We start from the raw sequence: 16,060 nt of genomic DNA, 5'->3' as shown, positions 1-16,060 counted from the left end.
GCGGCCGCCGCGGCCGCGCAGCCGCCGGGCCCGGGTGCGCGGCAACGTGGCCGAGCGGTGGCGGCGCCTCGGGCGCTCGGCGATCCCGATCGCCCAGTGCGCGGTGGCCGCCGGGCTGGCCTGGCTCGTCGCCCACGACCTGATCGGGCACCAGGCCCCGTTCTTCGCCCCGATCGCGGCGGTGATCTGCCTCGGGGTGTCGCTGGGCAGCCGGCTGCGCCGCGTCGTCGAGCTGGTGGTCGGGGTCAGCGTCGGGCTGCTGGTCGGCGACCTGCTGATCGCCTGGATCGGCAGCGGCGCCTGGCAGATCACGCTGGTCGTGCTGCTGGCGATGAGCCTGGCGGTGCTCACGGACGGCGCGACGCTGCTGGTCGGCCAGGCCGGGTCGTCGGCGGTGCTGGTGGCCACGCTGCTGCCCCCCGGCGGGACGGCCGGCATCGACCGCGGCATCGACGCGCTCATCGGCGGCGCCATCGGGGTGCTGGTGGTCGCCGTGCTGCCCACCGACCCGGTCGGGCCCGTGCGCCGTCAGGCCCGTGCACTGCTCGACGAGCTGGCCGCCGTGCTGCGGGCCACCGCCGACGCGCTGCGCGACGGCGACGTGGAGGCGGCGGCGGCCGCGCTGCGCCAGGCCCGGGCCAGCCAGCCGCTCGTCGACGGGGTGCGCGGTGAGCTGCGCGGCAGCCAGGAGGTCACCCGGATGTCGCCGCTGTACCGGCGACGCCGACGGGTGCTCGGCCGCTACACCGAGCTGGCCGAGCGCAGCGACTACGCCATGCGCAACGCCCGGGTGCTGGCCCGGCGCGCGTTCACCGCGCTGGGCGACGACGAGCCGCCGGCGCCGGAGCTGGCCGACCTGATCGACCGGCTGGCCGGTGCGGTCGACACGCTGACCGCGGAGCTGGGCCGCGACGGCGAGCGGTCCCGGGCCCGCGAGCCCGTGCTGGACGTGTTCACCGACGCCGAGGAGCTGGCCGGGCGGTGGTCGCCGGGGCCGTCGGAGGTGGTGATGCTGGCCCAGGTCCGCTCCATCGTCCTGGACCTGTTGCAGGCGACCGGCCTGTCCCGGGCCGAGGCCCGACGGGCCATGCACAACCCGCGGGACTGACCGCGTCCCGCGGGGTCGGCGGCGGTCAGACGAAGCCCGGGACGCCCTCCCAGACCCCCGGTGCCGGCGGCGCCTCGTCGCGCACGATCGCGGCTTCGATCAGCCCGTAGGGCCGGTCGGCGGCGTGCCAGACCTCGTTGGGGTTGTCGAGGCCCCACTTCGAGAGGTCGACGAGGAAGTGGTGCCTGTTGGGCATCGAGAACCGGATCTCGGCGATTCCCGGGTGGCCCTCCAGCACGGCCTCGCCCATCGCGTGCAGCGTCTGCTGCAGCGACAGGCTGTGCGTGAGGGCGAACCGGTCCAGCATCGCCTGGCGCACCGAGGCGAAGGTCGCGTCCCAGTCCACGTCGGTGCCCAGGTAGCGCCAGCGGGCGGTCACCGCGGTGGCCAGGATCCGGTCGTCGGTCTCGACCAGCGAGGTGTAGGGCACGTCCGGGAACCCGTGGAACTCGCTGCCGGTGCTCTTGAGCACCACCAGGTCGGTGAGCCCGGAGATGACCACTTCGTCGGCGCCGTGCTTGGTGACGACGGTCGTGCGGGTCTCCCCGGTGTCGCGCACGAAGGCGTGGTCGTGCGGCCCGGCGCCGGTGGTGTGGATGCGCCCCCACGAGTGCCGCAGCACCTCCTGGCGCGCGCCGCTGACCTGCTCGAAGCCGTCGACGAAGTAGCGGGCCAGGCGCAGCGCGAACTCCTCCGGCGCGCCGACCCCGTGCTGGCGGGCCAGCGCGTAGACCGTGTTCTTCTGCGTGTCGGTGGCGATGACCTTGGCGTTGTCGCCGGTGCGGAAGGTGTCGGCGAAGTCGCCGATGAGCTGGCTGGTCACGGTGACATCGGTGATCCGGTGCACCGGGGTGGACCGGTCGACGTGCACCAGCCGGCACTCGGCCTTGCCGTACTGGTTGTAGCCCAGCGAGATGCCCACCGCCGCCTCCGTCGTGATCGTGGTCCTGCCGGAACGGTAGGTCGCCGGCGGCCGGGTCCGCCGCGCGGACCCGCGATTGTTCACCGGGTCGTCGTGGGAGTATCCGGTGGATGCGGATGGCCGAGTTCGACCAGTTGCCCCCAGCCGACGCCGAGGCCGCGCTGCTGGCCTGCTGCGCGTCCCCGGAGTGGGCCCGGCGCGTCGCCGCGGCCCGCCCGTACGGCTCCCCCGACGCCCTGCTCGCGGGGGCCGCCGCCGCGCTGGCCGACCTGGCCGAGCCCGAGGTCGATCTGGCGCTGGCCGGCCACCCCCGCATCGGCGAGCGCTCGAGGCACGCGTCCTCGGTGCGGGAGCAGTCCGGCGTGGCCGCCGCCCCGGACGCGGTGAAGGCCGCGCTGGTCGAGGGCAACCGGGAGTACGAGGCCCGGTTCGGCCACGTCTACCTGGTCTGCGCCGACGGCCGCCCGGCCGAGGAGCTGCTGGCCGTGCTGCGCTCCCGGCTGGGCAACGACCCGGCGACCGAGCGGGCGGTGCTGCGCGCCGAGCTCGCGAAGATCAATCGGATCCGGCTGGGCCGGATGCTGGAGGACGCATGACCGGGATCAGCACCCACGTCCTGGACGCCGCGCTCGGCCACCCCGCCGAGGGCGTCCCGGTGCGGCTGACCACCCCCGACGGCGCGGACCACGACGGCGTCACCGACGCCGACGGGCGCATCGCCGACCTGCTCACCAGCCCACCGGGGCCGGGGGTGCACCGGTTGACCTTCGACACCGCGGCGTACTTCGCCGCGACCGGCCAGAGCGGCTTCCACCCCGAGGTCACCGTCGCCTTCGAGGTGCGCGACGGCCGCCGGCACGTGCACGTCCCGCTGCTGCTCTCGCCGTACTCCTACACGACCTACCGGGGCAGCTGAGCCTCGACCACGTCGGCCGCGGCGCGGGCCCCGCCGGCCGCGCGCAGCTCGTCGCGCAGGGCGGCGGACCGCGCCGCCACCTCGGGCGAGCCGATCAGGGACAGTACGGCGTCGCGCAGCACCGCGGGCGTCACCGACTCCGGGGGCACGGTGACCCCGACGCCGAGCGCCTCCAGCATCGCCGCGTTGCCGGGCTGGTCGACGGCCTGCGGCACGGCCACCATCGGCACCCCCTGGTAGAGGCCCTCGCTGCAGCCGCCCATCCCGGCGTGGGTGACGAACGCCGACGCCCGGGCGAGCACCGCGAACTGGGGCACCCACGGGTGCAGCTCGACGTTCGGCGGGACCGGGCCGACCGCGACCGGGTCGACGTGGCGGCCGATGGCGATCACGACCCGCCGGTCGAGGTCGCCGAACGCGGCCACGCAGTCGCGGTAGAAGTCGACCCGATCGGTGTAGGCCGAGCCCAGCGACACCAGCAGCAGCGGCCGGTCGGGCTCCGGCCACGCCGCCTCGCGGCGGCGGTCCAGCCCCGGCCCGACGAACGTGTAGACGCTCTCGTCCACCCGGTCGGCGTGGGGCTGCATGACCTTCGGGACGAGCACCACGCAACGCGGCGGGCGCCCGGAGAACTCCGTCCAGGGCATGTCGATGCCCAGGCCGCGCAGCCAGCCGTCGAACCGCTCCGCGTAGGCGATGCCGTCCGGTTCGCGCAGGAAGGCCAGCGCCTCGGCCATGTCCTCCTCGTAGCCCTCCCAGGCCACGATCGACGGCGAGAGCTGGACCAGCGGGACGCCCCAGCGGTGGGCCAGCGCGCGGCCGGCGTAGCCGCCGATGTCGTAGAGGACGACGTCGGGCCGGTCGTCGGCGAGCGCGGCCTCCAACTGCGGCAGGACCAGCACCGCGTCGTCGAGGAACAGGCCCATCCCGGTGACCGGGTCGGTGGGCCACTGCTCGTCGCGGGTCTCGTCGGGCAGCGTCGAGGTGATGACGAGGGGGTCGGCGCCGGTGGCCGCGACGGCCTCGGCGAACGGGGCCGGGATCGCGTAGCTGACCCGGTGCCCGCGCTCGACGAGCTCGGCGACCACCGGCAGGTGCGGATTGGTGTGGCCGTGCGCGCCGACGCCGACCATGAGCACGTGGGACATCGGTCCGGACCCTAGATCACCTGGCGCCCACCCGCAGTGGGCTTTCCCGGAGCTCGAGCTCGCGGCCGGACCACCGGCGGCGCAGCCAGCGGTCGTGGCTGGCCACCACGACGGCGGCGGGGGCGTCGGCCAGCGCGTCCTCCAGCTCGTCGGCCAGCGCCGGGGACAGGTGGTTCGTGGGCTCGTCGAGCAGCAGCAGCTGCGGCGCGTCGGCCACCAGCAGGGCCAGGTCGAGGCGGCGGCGCTGCCCGACCGACAGCTCGCCGACCGCGCGGTTCAGGTCGCGGGGCGCGATCAGCCCCAGCTCGGCCAGCGGCCGGGCGGCGGCCCGTTCCTCCCCCAGGTGCTCGGTGTAGACGGCCAGCGCGGTGCGGTCCGGTCGGGCGAAGGAGGTGTCCTGGGCGAGCAGCCCGACGCGTAGCCCGCGGCGGCGCCGCACGTCGCCCTCGACCGGCTCCAGCACCCCGGCCAGCACCGCCAGCAGCGTGGACTTGCCGGTGCCGTTGGCGCCGGTGACCAGCAGCCGGTCGGTGGCGCCGAGGTCGAGGTGGTCGAGGTGCAGCCGGCCGGGGACGTGGACCCCGCGGAGCGCGACGACGGTCCCGGGCGCGGCACCGGTGCCCAGGGTGGCGTGGAAGCGCAGCGGTGCGGGCGGGCGCCGGACCTGGTCGCGGGCCAGCTCGTCGAGCCGGCGGCGGGCGTTGCGCACCTGCCGGGAGACGGCCTGCTGCACCCGCGCGCCCTTGAACGCGTAGATGAAGCCGTCGTTGTCGCGGGGCGGCCGGTCGTGCGGGGCCACCTGCCGGGCGGTGTGGTCGACCGCGCGCCGCAGCCGCGACAGCTCCTCCTGCTCGTCGAGGTAGCGCTGCTCCCAGCGGGCCCGCTCGGCGCGGCGCTCGACCTGGTAGTCGGTGTAGCCGCCGCCGTAGCGGGTGGGCCCGCCGACGGCCGGGTCCAGGTCGACCAGGTCGGTGCAGACGGCGTCGAGGAACGCGCGGTCGTGGCTGGCCACCACGACCACCCCCGGCAGCCCGCGCAGCTGCTCCTCCAGGAACGCGGCGGCCGCGTCGTCGAGGTGGTTGGTCGGCTCGTCCAGCAGCAGCGCCGACGGCCTGCGCACCAGCAGCGCGGCCAGCCCGAGCCGGCCGCGCTGCCCGCCGGACATCCCGTCCAGCCGGCGGTCGGGCCCGATCCCGGCCAGGCCGAGCCCGTCGAGCACGACCTCGGCGCGCCGCTCGGCGTCCCAGACGTCGTGCTCGGTGCACCAGTCGAGGACCTCGCCGTAGCGGTGCAGCAGCTCCGGGTCGTCGGCGTCGGCGGCGAGCCGGTCGGCGAGCTCGTCGAGGTCGCGCAGGGCCGCCCGGGCCTCGCGCACCGCGTCGGCCATGACCTCGCCGAGCGTCGCCGTGCCCGGATAGGGCAGCTCCTGCTCGCCGAAGCCGAGGTCGGCCGGCCGGCTGACGGTGCCGGCGTCGGGCGCCTCCGTGCCGGCCAGCAGCCGCAGCAGCGTCGACTTGCCGGCGCCGTTCTCGCCGATCAGCCCGACGCGGCGGCCGGGGGCGGCGGTGAGGGAGACGCCGTCGAGGACGGTCCGGTCGCCGAAGACCTTGACCAGATCGACGGCTTGCAGGGGTGCGGGCACGCGTATCACCGAAGAGTTCGGTCGGCTGCCCGCCGGGGCAGTGCCGCGGCGGCGGGCGGGGGGCGCGCTCAGCTGAACATGATGTGATCAGCATGCCCCGGCCCGCCGCCGTCGCGCAACCGGGTTAGAGCCGCTTGGCCAGGTCGACCCGGCCGGGGACCATCATCCGCAGGTCCTGCCGCAGGTCGACGCCGCGCTTGTCCGCGCGGACCACCCGCGTTCCGGCCGCCAGGTCGTGCACCGCCCGTCGGCGCGCCCCACCGAATCCGGCCAGCAGCAGGCTGGCCAGCAGCGACAGCGCCCCGACCACGGCGAGCGAGTCGAGCCACCCGACGTCGGGGTCGGCGCCCGCGGCCGACATCAGGACGAACGGCATGAAGATCAGCAGCATCCGCACGGTCGCCGCGCCCAGCGCCACCGCCGGTGGGCGGGCGTCGGCGGCCACCACGACGCGCAGGCCCATCAGCCCCTTGCCGAGGGTCTGGCCGCCCCGTCGGGCCAGCAGGTAGACCTCCATGCCGACGTAGGCGAGGAAGTAGCAGACCACGACGAACACGGTGATCAGCCCCTGCCGCCCGAGCAACGGCTCGAGCGTGGGCCTGACCAGGACCAGCACCAGGGAGAACGGGATCACCAGGGCGAACGTGAGCACCAGCGAGAACGCGAGGTCGATCAGGCGGGCCGCGAGGCGGCGCGGGAACGGGGCCGGGCGGTAGGGCATGCGCTCCTCTTTCGGCTCGACGTCCCTATCTCGTCGCCCGTCCGATCGACATCGTTAGCCGACCGTCGAGAACGAAGTTGTCGCGATTTTGGACCGGTCCACACAGCAACAACTTCGTTCTCGACGGGGTGGATCAGGCGGTGGCGCCGCGCCGGGAGAGGGTCCAGTGCAGGACGAACGCCACGCCGCAGCCGATGAACCAGCTGAACGCCGCCGCGTCCGACGACCCGAAGAACACGACGGCCATGGCCAGCACCGCACCCGCCGCGGTGGCCGCGATCGCGACCGGGTTGTAGCCCTTCGAGTAGTGGTACCTGCCGTCGGGCCGCAGCGTGTAGAGGTCGTCGACGACCACCCGCTGCTTCTTGACCAGGTAGTAGTCGGCGATCAGCACGCCGTAGAGCGGGCCGATGAACGCCCCGAGCGTGTCGAGCGTGTAGTGGATGACCTCCGGGCTGGAGTAGAGGTTCCACGGCGTGATCAGCACCGAGCCGATCGCGGCGATCATCCCGCCGGTCCGCCAGCTGATCCGCTGCGGGCTGACGTTGGAGAAGTCGAACGCCGGCGAGACGAAGTTCGCCACGATGTTGATGCCGATCGTGGCGATCATGAACGTGAGCGCGCCGAGCACCACGGCGAACGTGTTGTCGAGGCGGGCGACGGTCTCCACCGGGTCGTCGATCAGTTCGCCGAAGACGGGCAGGGTGGCCGCCGCGGTGATCACCACGAGCAGCGCGAAGGCCAGGAAGTTGATCGGCAGGCCGAGGAAGTTGCCCTTCTTCACCGCGGCGAACGACCGGCCGTAGCGGGCGAAGTCGCCGTAGTTGAGCATCGGGCCGGAGAAGTAGGACACGACCAGCGCGATCGCGGTGAGCATCACCGGGACCACCGCCCAGCCGGTGATGGAGACCTCGGCCAGGTTCAGGTCGATGTTCGACCAGCCCGCCTCGACCACCAGGTAGCCGGCCAGCAGGAACATCACGACGTAGACCGCCGGACCGCAGAAGTCGATGAACTTGCGGATGGTCTCCATGCCGTTCCAGAACACGAACGCCTGCGCCACCCACATCACCAGGAACGCGATCCAGCCGAGCAGGGACAACCCGGCGAAACCGGACGTGTCGTTATCGGCCCACGACACCAGCCCGGGCCACAGCTTCAACGCCACGACGACGAGCGACGCCGACGCCAGGTAGGTCTGGATGCCGTACCAGGCGACCGCGATCAACCCGCGGATGATCGCCGGGATGTTCGCGCCGAGCACGCCGAACGACACCCGGGAAATGACCGGGTAGGGCACGCCGGACACCTGGCTCGGGCGCGCCACCAGGTTGCACAGGAAGTAGACGATCGTGATGCCGACCAGCAGCGCGATCAGCACCTGCCACGCGGCCAGGCCCAGCGCGAACAGGCTGCCCGCGGTGACGTACCCGCCGACGCTGTGCACGTCGGACATCCAGAACGCGAAGAAGTTGTAGGAGGTCCAGGTCTGCTTCTCCAGCGGCGCCAGGTCCTCGTTGGTCAGCCGCGGGTCGTACCCGGGTTTCTGGATCCCGTGCCCGGCCGCGGCCGGGCGCTCGCCGACGTGTTCGATCGAATCGGTCATGTGTGCCTCCGGCTCCCCGTTCCCCGTCAGGGGACGGTAGGTCGCCGCGGATCCGATCTCCGCACGTCGGACCAACATTTCACAGGACCGTACGGCCCGGGAACCGGGCCGAAACATATAATCGGTCAGCGGATCTGGAAATCGGACAGCAATCCGGTGTAGGGCTTCGCCGGCGGCCTGGCGAACTCGCCCCGCGCCCCGGTCGAGAGCCCGAGCGCCACGAGCGACTCCACCGTCCGCGCCGCGGCGGCCACCCCGTCCACCACGGGCACCCCGATCTCGGCGGAGATCTTCGCGCACAGCTCGGCCATCCCGGCGCAGCCGAGCACCACGGCGTCCGCGCCGTCCTCGACGACCGCCCGCCGGCACTCCTCGGTGATCGCCGCGGTCGCGTCCGGCGACTCCAGTTCCAGCACGGGGATCTCGCAGGCCCGCACGGCCAGGCAGGCCCGGCCCACGCCGTAGTGCTCGGCGAGGTCGCGGGCGCGCCCCGCGGTGCGCCCGAGCGTCGTGACCACCGAGAAGCCGCGGCCCAGGTAGGTCGCGGTGCGCATGGCGGCCTCGGCGATCCCGACGACCGGCCCGGTGGCCAGCTCGCGGGCGGCGTCGAGCCCGGGGTCGCCGAAGCAGGCGATCACGTAGCCCTGCGCCCCCTCGACCTCCCCGCGGGCGATCTCGGCCAGCAGCCCGGGCACGGCGAGCGCCTCGTCGTAGTGGCTCTCGATCGACGCCGGCCCCATCGAGGGCGTGACGGCCTCGACCACCGTCCCCCGCCCGACCGCTGCCTGCGCGCACCGCCCGATGACCTCGGTCATCGCCCCGGTCGTGTTGGGGTTGACCACCATGATCCGCGTCATCCGCCCGCCTCCGCCACACCGACCACGGCCCGTTGCAGGTGCGCGTGGTGGCGCTCGGCGCGGGCCACCAGGTCGGCGGCGTCGCCCGCGACGAACGCGCGCAGCATCCCGTCGTGCTCGGCGTGCAGCGTCTCCCACTCCGAGAGCGGCAGCCGCGACATGGGCCGGTAGGGCTCGGTGAGGTTCCACGCCGACTCCAGCATGGCCTGCAGTCGGGCCATGCCCGAGGGCGCCACCAGCGACAGGTGGAACCGGCGGCTCTCGCGGTGGTAGGCGCGGTCGTCGCCGTCGGCCATGGCCGCGGTCAGGGCGTCGTGCGAGCGCCGGGCGCGGTCGACGTCGACCGGCTGTGCCCGGACCACCGCGTGCTCCAGCGCGGCCCGTTCCGCACCCCGCGGACCAGGTAGAGCTCCTGCAGCTCGGGGTCGGTCAGCCGGGCGACGGTGTAGCCGCCGCGCAGCTCGTGCTCCACCAGGCCCTGCCCGACCAGCGTCTTGAGCGCCTCGCGGACCGGCACGATGCTCACGCCGAGCACGGCGGCGACCTCTTCCTGCGGGATGCGCATCCCCGGCGGCGCGTCGCCGGCCAGGATCACCCGGGTCATCTCGGCCAGCACCGCCGCGCCGCTGCGCTCCGTGCAGGCCAGCGCGGCGACGAACGGCAGCGCCTCCTCCGCGACGGCCGGCGTCCGGCGGTAGGGCGGGTGCACGGACCCGACGGTACGTCCGGGATGTTGCCGCCGGAAGACGTCGGTGCGGCCCTCTAGCGTGTGCCCCCATGGACGACGAGTTGCGCGGCGCCCGCTTCACCGGCCGCGACATGACCGGCGCCGAGTTCCGCGACGTCGTGCTGAGCGGGGTGCGGATGCGGGGCGTGCTGCTCGACGGCGCCGACATCGACGGCCTGATCGACGGCCTGCGCGTCAACGGGGTCGACGTGGCGCCGCTGGTCGAGGCCGAGCTCGACCGCCGCCACCCCGAGCGCCGCGCGCTGCGGCCGACGACGGTCGAGGGCGCGCGGGAGGCCTGGGCGGTCGTCGAGGGGTTCTGGGCGCCGACGGTCGAGCGCGCCCGCGCCCTGCCCGACGCCGAGCGCCACCGCTCGGTCGAGGACGAGTGGTCGTTCGTGCAGACCCTGCGCCACCTGGTGTTCGTGACCGACGCCTGGATCCGGCACGCCGTCCTCGGCGAGGCCCGGCCCTACCACCCGGCGGGGCTGGTCGCCGACTTCATGGACAACGCCCCCGACCTGGGGATCGACCCGACCGCCGCGCCCTCCTTCGACGAGGTGGTGGCGCTGCGGGCCGACCGGTTCGCCCGGGTCCGGGCGTTCCTCGACTCCGCCGACCAGGCCGAGCTCGACAGGGTCCGGGAGCCCGGCCCGGTGCCCGGCTACCCGCCACCCGCCGCCCGGACGGCCCTGTCCTGCCTGCGCATCGTGCTCTCCGAGGAGTGGGAGCACCACCGCTTCGCCGTGCGCGACCTCGACCGCCTCGCCCCGGGTGGATCATCGCTCACCCGGTAGGGCCAGCTCGGCGGCGGATTCGCGCAGGGCCGGACGGGCAGGTGAGGGCCGTTCGGGTGGAGCGGGGGGTGGGCGGGAACCGGCTTGACCGATCCGGCGTTCCCCGTCCGTGCATCTGCTGGTCCGCTGGTTGCTGGCCCCGTTGGCTCGACTCCTGTACCGGCCGATCGTGCAGGGCGCGGAGAACGTCCCCCGGCACGGCCCGGTGATCATCGCGGCGAACCACCGCGCCGCCGTGGACACCGCGGTCATCGCGCTCACCGCCCGCCGCCCGGTCTCGTTCCTGGGCAAGGCGGAGTACTTCACCGGCCGCGGGCTCAAGGGGCGCGCGCTGGCGTCGTTCCTGTCCGCGCTCGGCTACGTCCCGGTCGACCGGGCCAACGCCAAGGCGGGGCTGGCCGCGCTGGCCGCCGCCCGGGAGGTCCTGGAGGCCGACGGCGCGTTCGCCATCTACCCGGAGGGCACCCGCTCCCTGGACGGGCGGCTGCACCGCGGGCACACCGGCGTCGCCACGCTCGCCCTGGACACCGGCGCCGTGGTCGTCCCGGCGGCGCTGGTCGGCACCGAGCGGGTGCAGCCGGTCGGGAAGCGGTTCCCGCGGATCCGCCGGGTCACCGTGCGCTACGGCGCCCCGCTCGACTTCTCCCGCTACGACGGGCTGGCCGGCTCGTCGATGATCCGGCGGGCGGTCACCGACGAGATCATGGACGCCATCGCGGTGCTCTCCCAGCAGGAGTACGTCGACCGCTACCACCAGCGCCCCGCCGCCTGACCCGCCCGCTCCGCCCCGGAACCGTCAGGGGCGCACGAGGAGCCAGTCGTCGGTGTGCCGGTACCAGGTGCGCCGGGGCAGCGGTCGCGGGTGCTCGACGCCGTCGGCGGTCACGGTGAAGGGTCGGCCGCCGACCTGCACCGCCCGTCCGCGCGAGGAGCCGCGCCCGGTGCGGGCCTTCGGCGGCACCGGCCGGACCCGCCCGTCCGGCGCGCGACCGCCCCACCCCGCGCGCACGGCGATCCCGTCGGGGCCGGGCACGACGACCAGCCGCCGGGCCGACCCGCGCAGCACCAGCACCTCGTCGCAGTAGCACTCCCCGGTGAGGTCGCGCACCTCGCCGCGGCCCACCAGCACGCCCCCGCCGTCGTCGCGGACCAGCGGCACCGGGCGGGCGGTGCCGGAGCCGGCGAGGTCGACGGCGGCCCGCCCGGTCGGCAGGCCCCAGGCCCGCGTGGCGGGCGACGCGGCGGTCGGCAGGTAGGCGACCTCGACGTCGAGGCGCTCGGTGCGCAGCAGCCGCAGCAGCACGGCCGCGAGGTCGGCGTCGGTTCCGGCGACCGCCACCCGGCGGGGTTCGTGCTCGGCGAGCACCGGGTCGACGTCGTCGCGACCGGGGCGCGCCGGCAGCCGGACGATCGGCCGGGGGCTACCGTTGTGGTCGGCGAGCCCGCCGCCGGGGCAGGCCAGCAGCACCAACTGGGACACCGGATCGGCTACCCTCCCGCCGCGGTCGTGGGGGTCGCTGCGCCGTGCCCGCATGCAGGGCGAGCGAGTAGGACTGGAGTGTCACATGCCGGCGATCGTGCTTATCGGGGCCCAGTGGGGCGACGAGGGCAAGGGGAAGGCCACCGACATCCTGGGCAGCCAGGTGCAGTGGGTCGTCCGCTACCAGGGCGGCAACAACGCGGGTCACACCGTGGTGCTGCCCGACGGCCAGGACTTCGCCCTGCACCTCATCCCGTCGGGCATCCTCACGCCGGGTGTGCGCAACGTCATCGGCAACGGCGTGGTCGTCGACCCGGGGGTGCTGCTGGACGAGCTGTCGGGTCTGGAGGCCCGCGGCGTCGACACCACCAGCCTGATGATCTCGGCCGACGCGCACCTGATCATGCCGTACCACGTGGCGATCGATAAGGTCACGGAGCGGTTCCTGGGCAAGGCCAAGATCGGCACGACCGGTCGCGGCATCGGCCCGGCCTACCAGGACAAGGTGTCCCGGGTGGGCGTGCGGGTCGCCGACGTGCTGGACGAGAAGATCCTGCACCAGAAGGTCGAGGCCGCCCTCGAGCTGAAGAACCAGATCCTGGTCAAGGTCTACAACCGCCGCGCGCTCGACGTGGACGAGGTCGTCGACACCGTCCTCGCCCGCGGCCGCCGCTTCGTCGACCGCATCGCCGACACCCGGCTGCTGCTCAACCAGGCACTGGAGGCGGGCGAGTCGGTCCTGCTGGAGGGCTCGCAGGGCACCCTGCTGGACGTCGATCACGGCACCTACCCCTTCGTGACCAGCTCGAACCCCACCGCGGGCGGCGCGGCCGTCGGCTCCGGCATCGGCCCGAACAAGATCACCCGGGTGATCGGGATCCTGAAGGCCTACACGACCCGCGTGGGCTCGGGCCCGTTCCCCACCGAGCTCCTCGACGCCATGGGCGAGCACCTCCGCAAGGCGGGCGGCGAGGTCGGCGTCACCACCGGCCGCCCCCGCCGCTGCGGCTGGTTCGACGCCGTGATCGGCCGCTACGCGACCCGGGTCAACGGCATCACCGACTTCTTCCTCACCAAGCTCGACGTCCTGTCCGGGCTGGAGCGCGTGCCGATCTGCGTGGGCTACGAGGTCGACGGGAAGCGCGTCGACGAGATGCCGATGACCCAGACCGACGTCCACCACGCCGTCCCGGTCTACGAGGAGATGCCCGGCTGGTTCGAGGACCTCTCCCCGTACCGCGACTTCGACGAGCTGCCCGTGGCGGCGCGCGACTACGTGCACCGGATCGAGGAGCTGGTGAAGGCGCCGGTCAGCGCCATCGGCGTCGGCCCGGGCCGGGACCAGACGATCACCCGCGAGGTCTGACCGCCCCTCGTCCGCGCACCCTCACCCCTGCCGTACGAAGCGGCTGTCGTCCAATCAGGTTGGACGACAGCCGCTTTCGTCCGCGTGGCCGGGGGTCAGCTCGCGCAGGAGCCGGTGTCGACCTCGCGGGTCAGGTTCGGGGCCGCCTGCACCGCGGGGGCCACCTGGGCGACCGTGAGCACGAAGCCGGTCTCCTGGTCGTCGAGTGCGGCGCCGAACACGACGCCGGTCACCCGGCCCTGCGGGTCGATCATCGGGCCGCCCGAGTTCCCGGAGCGGACGACCGCGCGGATCGTGTAGACGTCGCGGGTGACCTCGCCGGTCTCGTAGATGTCGGGGCCGCGCAGGTTGATCTGCTGGCGGATCTTGCCGGCGGTGGCGGTGAAGGGGCCGTCGAGCGGGTAGCCGACGACGATCGAGTCCTGGCCGGCGGTGGCCGGGGTGGTGTCGAACTCCAGGGGCTCCGCGGCCAGGTCGGGGACGCGCAGGACGGCGACGTCGACCTTGGGGTCGTACAGGACGACCTCGGCCTCCAGCTCGACGATCTTGCCGCGGCGGGTGATCTCGACGCCGGTCTCCTCGGTGCCGGCGACGACGTGGGCGTTGGTCATCACCAGCTCCGGGCCGATGACGAATCCGCTGCCCTCCAGCTGGCGCGAGCACGACGGGGCCCGGCCGCGGATCTTCAGGACGCTGTCGGCGACGTTGGCGACGACGGTGCTCTCGGCCAGCGCCGCGTTCGGCGGGCCGACCTCGGTGATCGGGGTCTCCGCGAAGGGGCTGGTGACGTCGGGGAAGCCGGAGCTGTTCAGCAGGGAGCGCAGCTCGCCGGGCAGCTGCTTGGCCGCGGACGGCATCACCGAGTCGACCGCGGAGAGCACCTCGGAGCCGCGCACGCCGGCGGCCAGGGCCGGGAAGCTGGCCGAGGCCAGCGGCAGGGCGACCAGCCATGCGGCGACGACGACGGTGACGGCCTGCAGCACGGAGCCGAGGGTGGAGTCGATCTGCAGGCTGCGGTCGCCGCGGATGCGGTCGCGGATGCGGCGCCCGAAGTAGACGCCGGTGGTCTCGCCGAGGGCGACCAGCAGCACCACGATCGCGACGCTGAGCACGATGCGGGTGCTCGGGTTCTCGACGCCCGCGGCGAGCAGCGGGGCCAGCCGCACGCCGAGGATGGCGCCGCCGAGTACGCCGACGAACGACAGCAGCGCGACGGCCATGCCGTGCCGCCACCCGGACACGCCCGCGATCAGCGCCAGGCCGATCACGATCACGTCGACCCAGCTCATCGCGCGGCCTCGCAGAGCTCGGCCGGCGCTTCGCGCGGGCACTGCGTGGATGATTCGCTCGCAGGCTCGCTCATCGTTCTCCTCCGCTGCGCCCGGTCGGCACGTCACCCGAGCCCAGCGCTGGAGATCCGTTCGCCCGCTCGTCCATCACACGGCCCCGTGCGGGCGCGGTTCACGCCGCGCGCCGATCTGGCGCGAACGCGTCAGCACCGGGCGCCCCGGAGGCCGGACGGTCTCGGGGTGGGGGCCCCCGGGCCCTCCGCGCTCATCGTTCGGTGTCCTCCTGCCGGCCGGACCGCGCCGCGGACCAGGCGTCCTCCAGGTCGAGCACCCGGGACTCGTCCCAGGGTCGGGCCCATCCCCCCAGATCCAACAGGGCGGACAATAGGCCCCCGGTGAAGCCCCACACGAGCAGGCCCGCGACCAGGAACGCGTCGCCGGCGGGCCGGGCGGCGAAGCGGATCCGCACCCGGTTGGCCGGGTCGACGAGGTCGGCCACCGGCACCCGCACGACCGCGGCCGTCTCGGCGGGGTCGACGGCGCGCACGGCGACCGGGCGGGCCCAGTGCGCGACGACCGGGGTGACCAGGAACCCGGACGGCGGCAGGTGCAGCCGGGGCAGCAGCGCCAGCGGCACGACGCCGTCGGGGGCGAGGCCGGTCTCCTCCTCGGCCTCGCGCAGCGCGGTGGCGACCGGGTCGGCGTCGCCGGGGTCGCGGGCGCCGCCGGGGAACGCGACCTGGCCGGCGTGGTTGCGCAGGGTGCTGGCGCGCTCGACGAGCAGCACGTCGGGCCCGTGGCGCTCGTCCTCGCCGAAGGCGATGAGCACCGCGGCCCGGCGGGCCGTGGGCGGGGCCGGGATGCGGTGGGCGATGAGCCGCTCGGCGGTCAGCTCGCCGATGCCGTCCAGCACGGGGCGCAGCCAGTGCGGGGTCCGGTCGGGGTGCAGCGGGGCGGGCCGGCCGGGCGGGCGCAGGTGGGTGGGGTGGCTGCCGGCGAGCTCCCAGGCGGCGGCCTCGGCGCCCGGATCGTCGCCCGCCGCGGCTCCGTCGGCCGTCATCGCAGTGCCGTCATCCATCGCAGTGCCGTCATCGCAGACCCGCCACGGCGGCCGCGACCTCGTCGGCCGACGCGAACGGGGTGGGCGGGTCGACGCGGGTGACGCCGCCGTCGGACCCGACGAGGTAGGAGATCGGCAGCGCGGGCGGGATGTCGAGCGCGTCGCGCAGGGCGCCGTCGGGGTCGGACACGCTGGGCAGGTGCACGTCGAGCTCGTCGAGCAGGGCGAGCGCGGCGCGCGGGTCGTCGCGGGCGTCGATGCCGAGCACCGGCACGGCGCCGGGGCGGGCCGCGTACTCGGCGAGCGCGGGCAGCTCGGCCCGGCACGGCGCGCACCAGCTGGCCCACACGTTGACCAGCGCGGGCCGTCCGGCCAGCCCGGCGCCGACGTCGACCTGGCCGGCCGCACCCAGGCAGGGCAC

Annotated in this window: 18 protein-coding genes; 6 read left to right on the top strand and 12 right to left on the bottom strand. The window is 74.5% G+C overall.

What is annotated here, in order from left to right; genetic code table 11:
* Positions 1 to 1,108, top strand: a 1,108-nt coding sequence (locus tag KIK08_RS30910; RefSeq protein ID WP_308258004.1) for an FUSC family protein, incomplete at its 5' end; no start/stop codon positions are given.
* Positions 1,109 to 1,133: 25 nt separating this feature from the next.
* Here KIK08_RS30910 and pucL read toward each other — a convergent pair.
* Positions 1,134 to 2,030: a factor-independent urate hydroxylase gene (gene pucL, locus KIK08_RS30905; protein ID WP_214406840.1), complete on the bottom strand. Its 897-nt coding sequence runs from the start codon at positions 2,028 to 2,030 to the stop codon at positions 1,134 to 1,136.
* Positions 2,031 to 2,146: 116 nt separating this feature from the next.
* Between pucL and uraD the strand changes: the two genes are divergently transcribed.
* Both uraD and uraH read left to right on the top strand, forming a co-directional pair.
* Positions 2,147 to 2,626, top strand: coding sequence for a 2-oxo-4-hydroxy-4-carboxy-5-ureidoimidazoline decarboxylase (gene uraD / locus KIK08_RS30900; protein WP_250558163.1), 480 nt, complete (start codon positions 2,147 to 2,149; stop codon positions 2,624 to 2,626).
* On the top strand, positions 2,623 to 2,946 hold the full coding sequence (gene uraH, locus KIK08_RS30895; protein WP_214406838.1) for a hydroxyisourate hydrolase: 324 nt from the start codon (positions 2,623 to 2,625) through the stop codon (positions 2,944 to 2,946). Before uraD ends, uraH begins: the two co-directional genes overlap by 4 nt.
* Here the strand turns inward: uraH and KIK08_RS30890 are convergent.
* The 7 genes from KIK08_RS30890 to KIK08_RS40495 all read right to left on the bottom strand — a co-directional run bounded on the left by KIK08_RS30890 (position 2,931) and on the right by KIK08_RS40495 (position 9,629).
* A complete protein-coding gene (locus KIK08_RS30890; protein WP_214406837.1) occupies positions 2,931 to 4,094 on the bottom strand; it encodes a macrolide family glycosyltransferase in 1,164 nt (387 codons plus the stop codon). The two genes, uraH and KIK08_RS30890, sit on opposite strands and share 16 nt — an antisense overlap.
* 16 nt (positions 4,095 to 4,110) lie before the next feature.
* Positions 4,111 to 5,736, bottom strand: coding sequence for an ABC-F family ATP-binding cassette domain-containing protein (locus tag KIK08_RS30885; protein WP_214406836.1), 1,626 nt, complete (start codon positions 5,734 to 5,736; stop codon positions 4,111 to 4,113).
* A gap of 124 nt (positions 5,737 to 5,860) precedes the next feature.
* Complete coding sequence (locus KIK08_RS30880) at positions 5,861 to 6,457, bottom strand: RDD family protein (protein WP_214406835.1); 597 nt, start codon at positions 6,455 to 6,457, stop codon at positions 5,861 to 5,863.
* Positions 6,458 to 6,590: 133 nt separating this feature from the next.
* Positions 6,591 to 8,063 (bottom strand): NCS1 family nucleobase:cation symporter-1, encoded by a 1,473-nt coding sequence (locus tag KIK08_RS30875; protein WP_214406834.1) that lies wholly within the window; start codon positions 8,061 to 8,063, stop codon positions 6,591 to 6,593.
* A gap of 125 nt (positions 8,064 to 8,188) precedes the next feature.
* On the bottom strand, positions 8,189 to 8,920 hold the full coding sequence (locus KIK08_RS30870; protein ID WP_214406833.1) for an aspartate/glutamate racemase family protein: 732 nt from the start codon (positions 8,918 to 8,920) through the stop codon (positions 8,189 to 8,191).
* On the bottom strand, positions 8,917 to 9,282 hold the full coding sequence (locus KIK08_RS30865) for an FCD domain-containing protein (protein WP_214406832.1): 366 nt from the start codon (positions 9,280 to 9,282) through the stop codon (positions 8,917 to 8,919). Before KIK08_RS30865 ends, KIK08_RS30870 begins: the two co-directional genes overlap by 4 nt.
* Positions 9,225 to 9,629 (bottom strand): GntR family transcriptional regulator, encoded by a 405-nt coding sequence (locus KIK08_RS40495; protein WP_214406831.1) that lies wholly within the window; start codon positions 9,627 to 9,629, stop codon positions 9,225 to 9,227. Before KIK08_RS40495 ends, KIK08_RS30865 begins: the two co-directional genes overlap by 58 nt.
* 68 nt (positions 9,630 to 9,697) lie before the next feature.
* Between KIK08_RS40495 and KIK08_RS30855 the strand changes: the two genes are divergently transcribed.
* Both KIK08_RS30855 and KIK08_RS30850 read left to right on the top strand, forming a co-directional pair.
* Positions 9,698 to 10,444: a DinB family protein gene (locus tag KIK08_RS30855; RefSeq protein WP_214406842.1), complete on the top strand. Its 747-nt coding sequence runs from the start codon at positions 9,698 to 9,700 to the stop codon at positions 10,442 to 10,444.
* Between the two features lie 109 nt (positions 10,445 to 10,553).
* Positions 10,554 to 11,216: a lysophospholipid acyltransferase family protein gene (locus KIK08_RS30850; protein WP_214406830.1), complete on the top strand. Its 663-nt coding sequence runs from the start codon at positions 10,554 to 10,556 to the stop codon at positions 11,214 to 11,216.
* A 24-nt stretch (positions 11,217 to 11,240) separates the two neighbouring features.
* Here the strand turns inward: KIK08_RS30850 and KIK08_RS30845 are convergent, their stop codons facing one another.
* On the bottom strand, positions 11,241 to 11,924 hold the full coding sequence (locus tag KIK08_RS30845) for a hypothetical protein (protein WP_308258003.1): 684 nt from the start codon (positions 11,922 to 11,924) through the stop codon (positions 11,241 to 11,243).
* 85 nt (positions 11,925 to 12,009) lie between these two features.
* Here KIK08_RS30845 and KIK08_RS30840 point away from each other — a divergent pair, with 85 nt between their 5' ends.
* Positions 12,010 to 13,290 (top strand): adenylosuccinate synthase, encoded by a 1,281-nt coding sequence (locus tag KIK08_RS30840; RefSeq protein ID WP_214406829.1) that lies wholly within the window; start codon positions 12,010 to 12,012, stop codon positions 13,288 to 13,290.
* Positions 13,291 to 13,385: 95 nt separating this feature from the next.
* Here KIK08_RS30840 and KIK08_RS30835 read toward each other — a convergent pair whose 3' ends face one another.
* The 3 genes from KIK08_RS30835 to KIK08_RS30825 form a co-directional block, all read right to left on the bottom strand.
* Positions 13,386 to 14,579 (bottom strand): MarP family serine protease, encoded by a 1,194-nt coding sequence (locus KIK08_RS30835; RefSeq protein WP_214406828.1) that lies wholly within the window; start codon positions 14,577 to 14,579, stop codon positions 13,386 to 13,388.
* 265 nt (positions 14,580 to 14,844) lie between these two features.
* Entirely contained in the window at positions 14,845 to 15,639 is a 795-nt protein-coding gene (locus KIK08_RS30830; RefSeq protein WP_214406827.1) for an NUDIX hydrolase, read from the bottom strand.
* Positions 15,640 to 15,667: 28 nt separating this feature from the next.
* Positions 15,668 to 16,060 (bottom strand): TlpA family protein disulfide reductase (locus KIK08_RS30825; RefSeq protein WP_214406826.1); only part of this gene is annotated, 393 nt, incomplete at its 5' end.

This window comes from Pseudonocardia lacus (assembly GCF_018531445.1).
Taxonomy (GTDB): Bacteria; Actinomycetota; Actinomycetes; order Mycobacteriales; family Pseudonocardiaceae; genus Pseudonocardia; species Pseudonocardia lacus.
The sequence above is the reverse complement of the archived record's forward strand: the minus strand, read 5'-3'. Positions and strand labels throughout refer to the sequence as shown.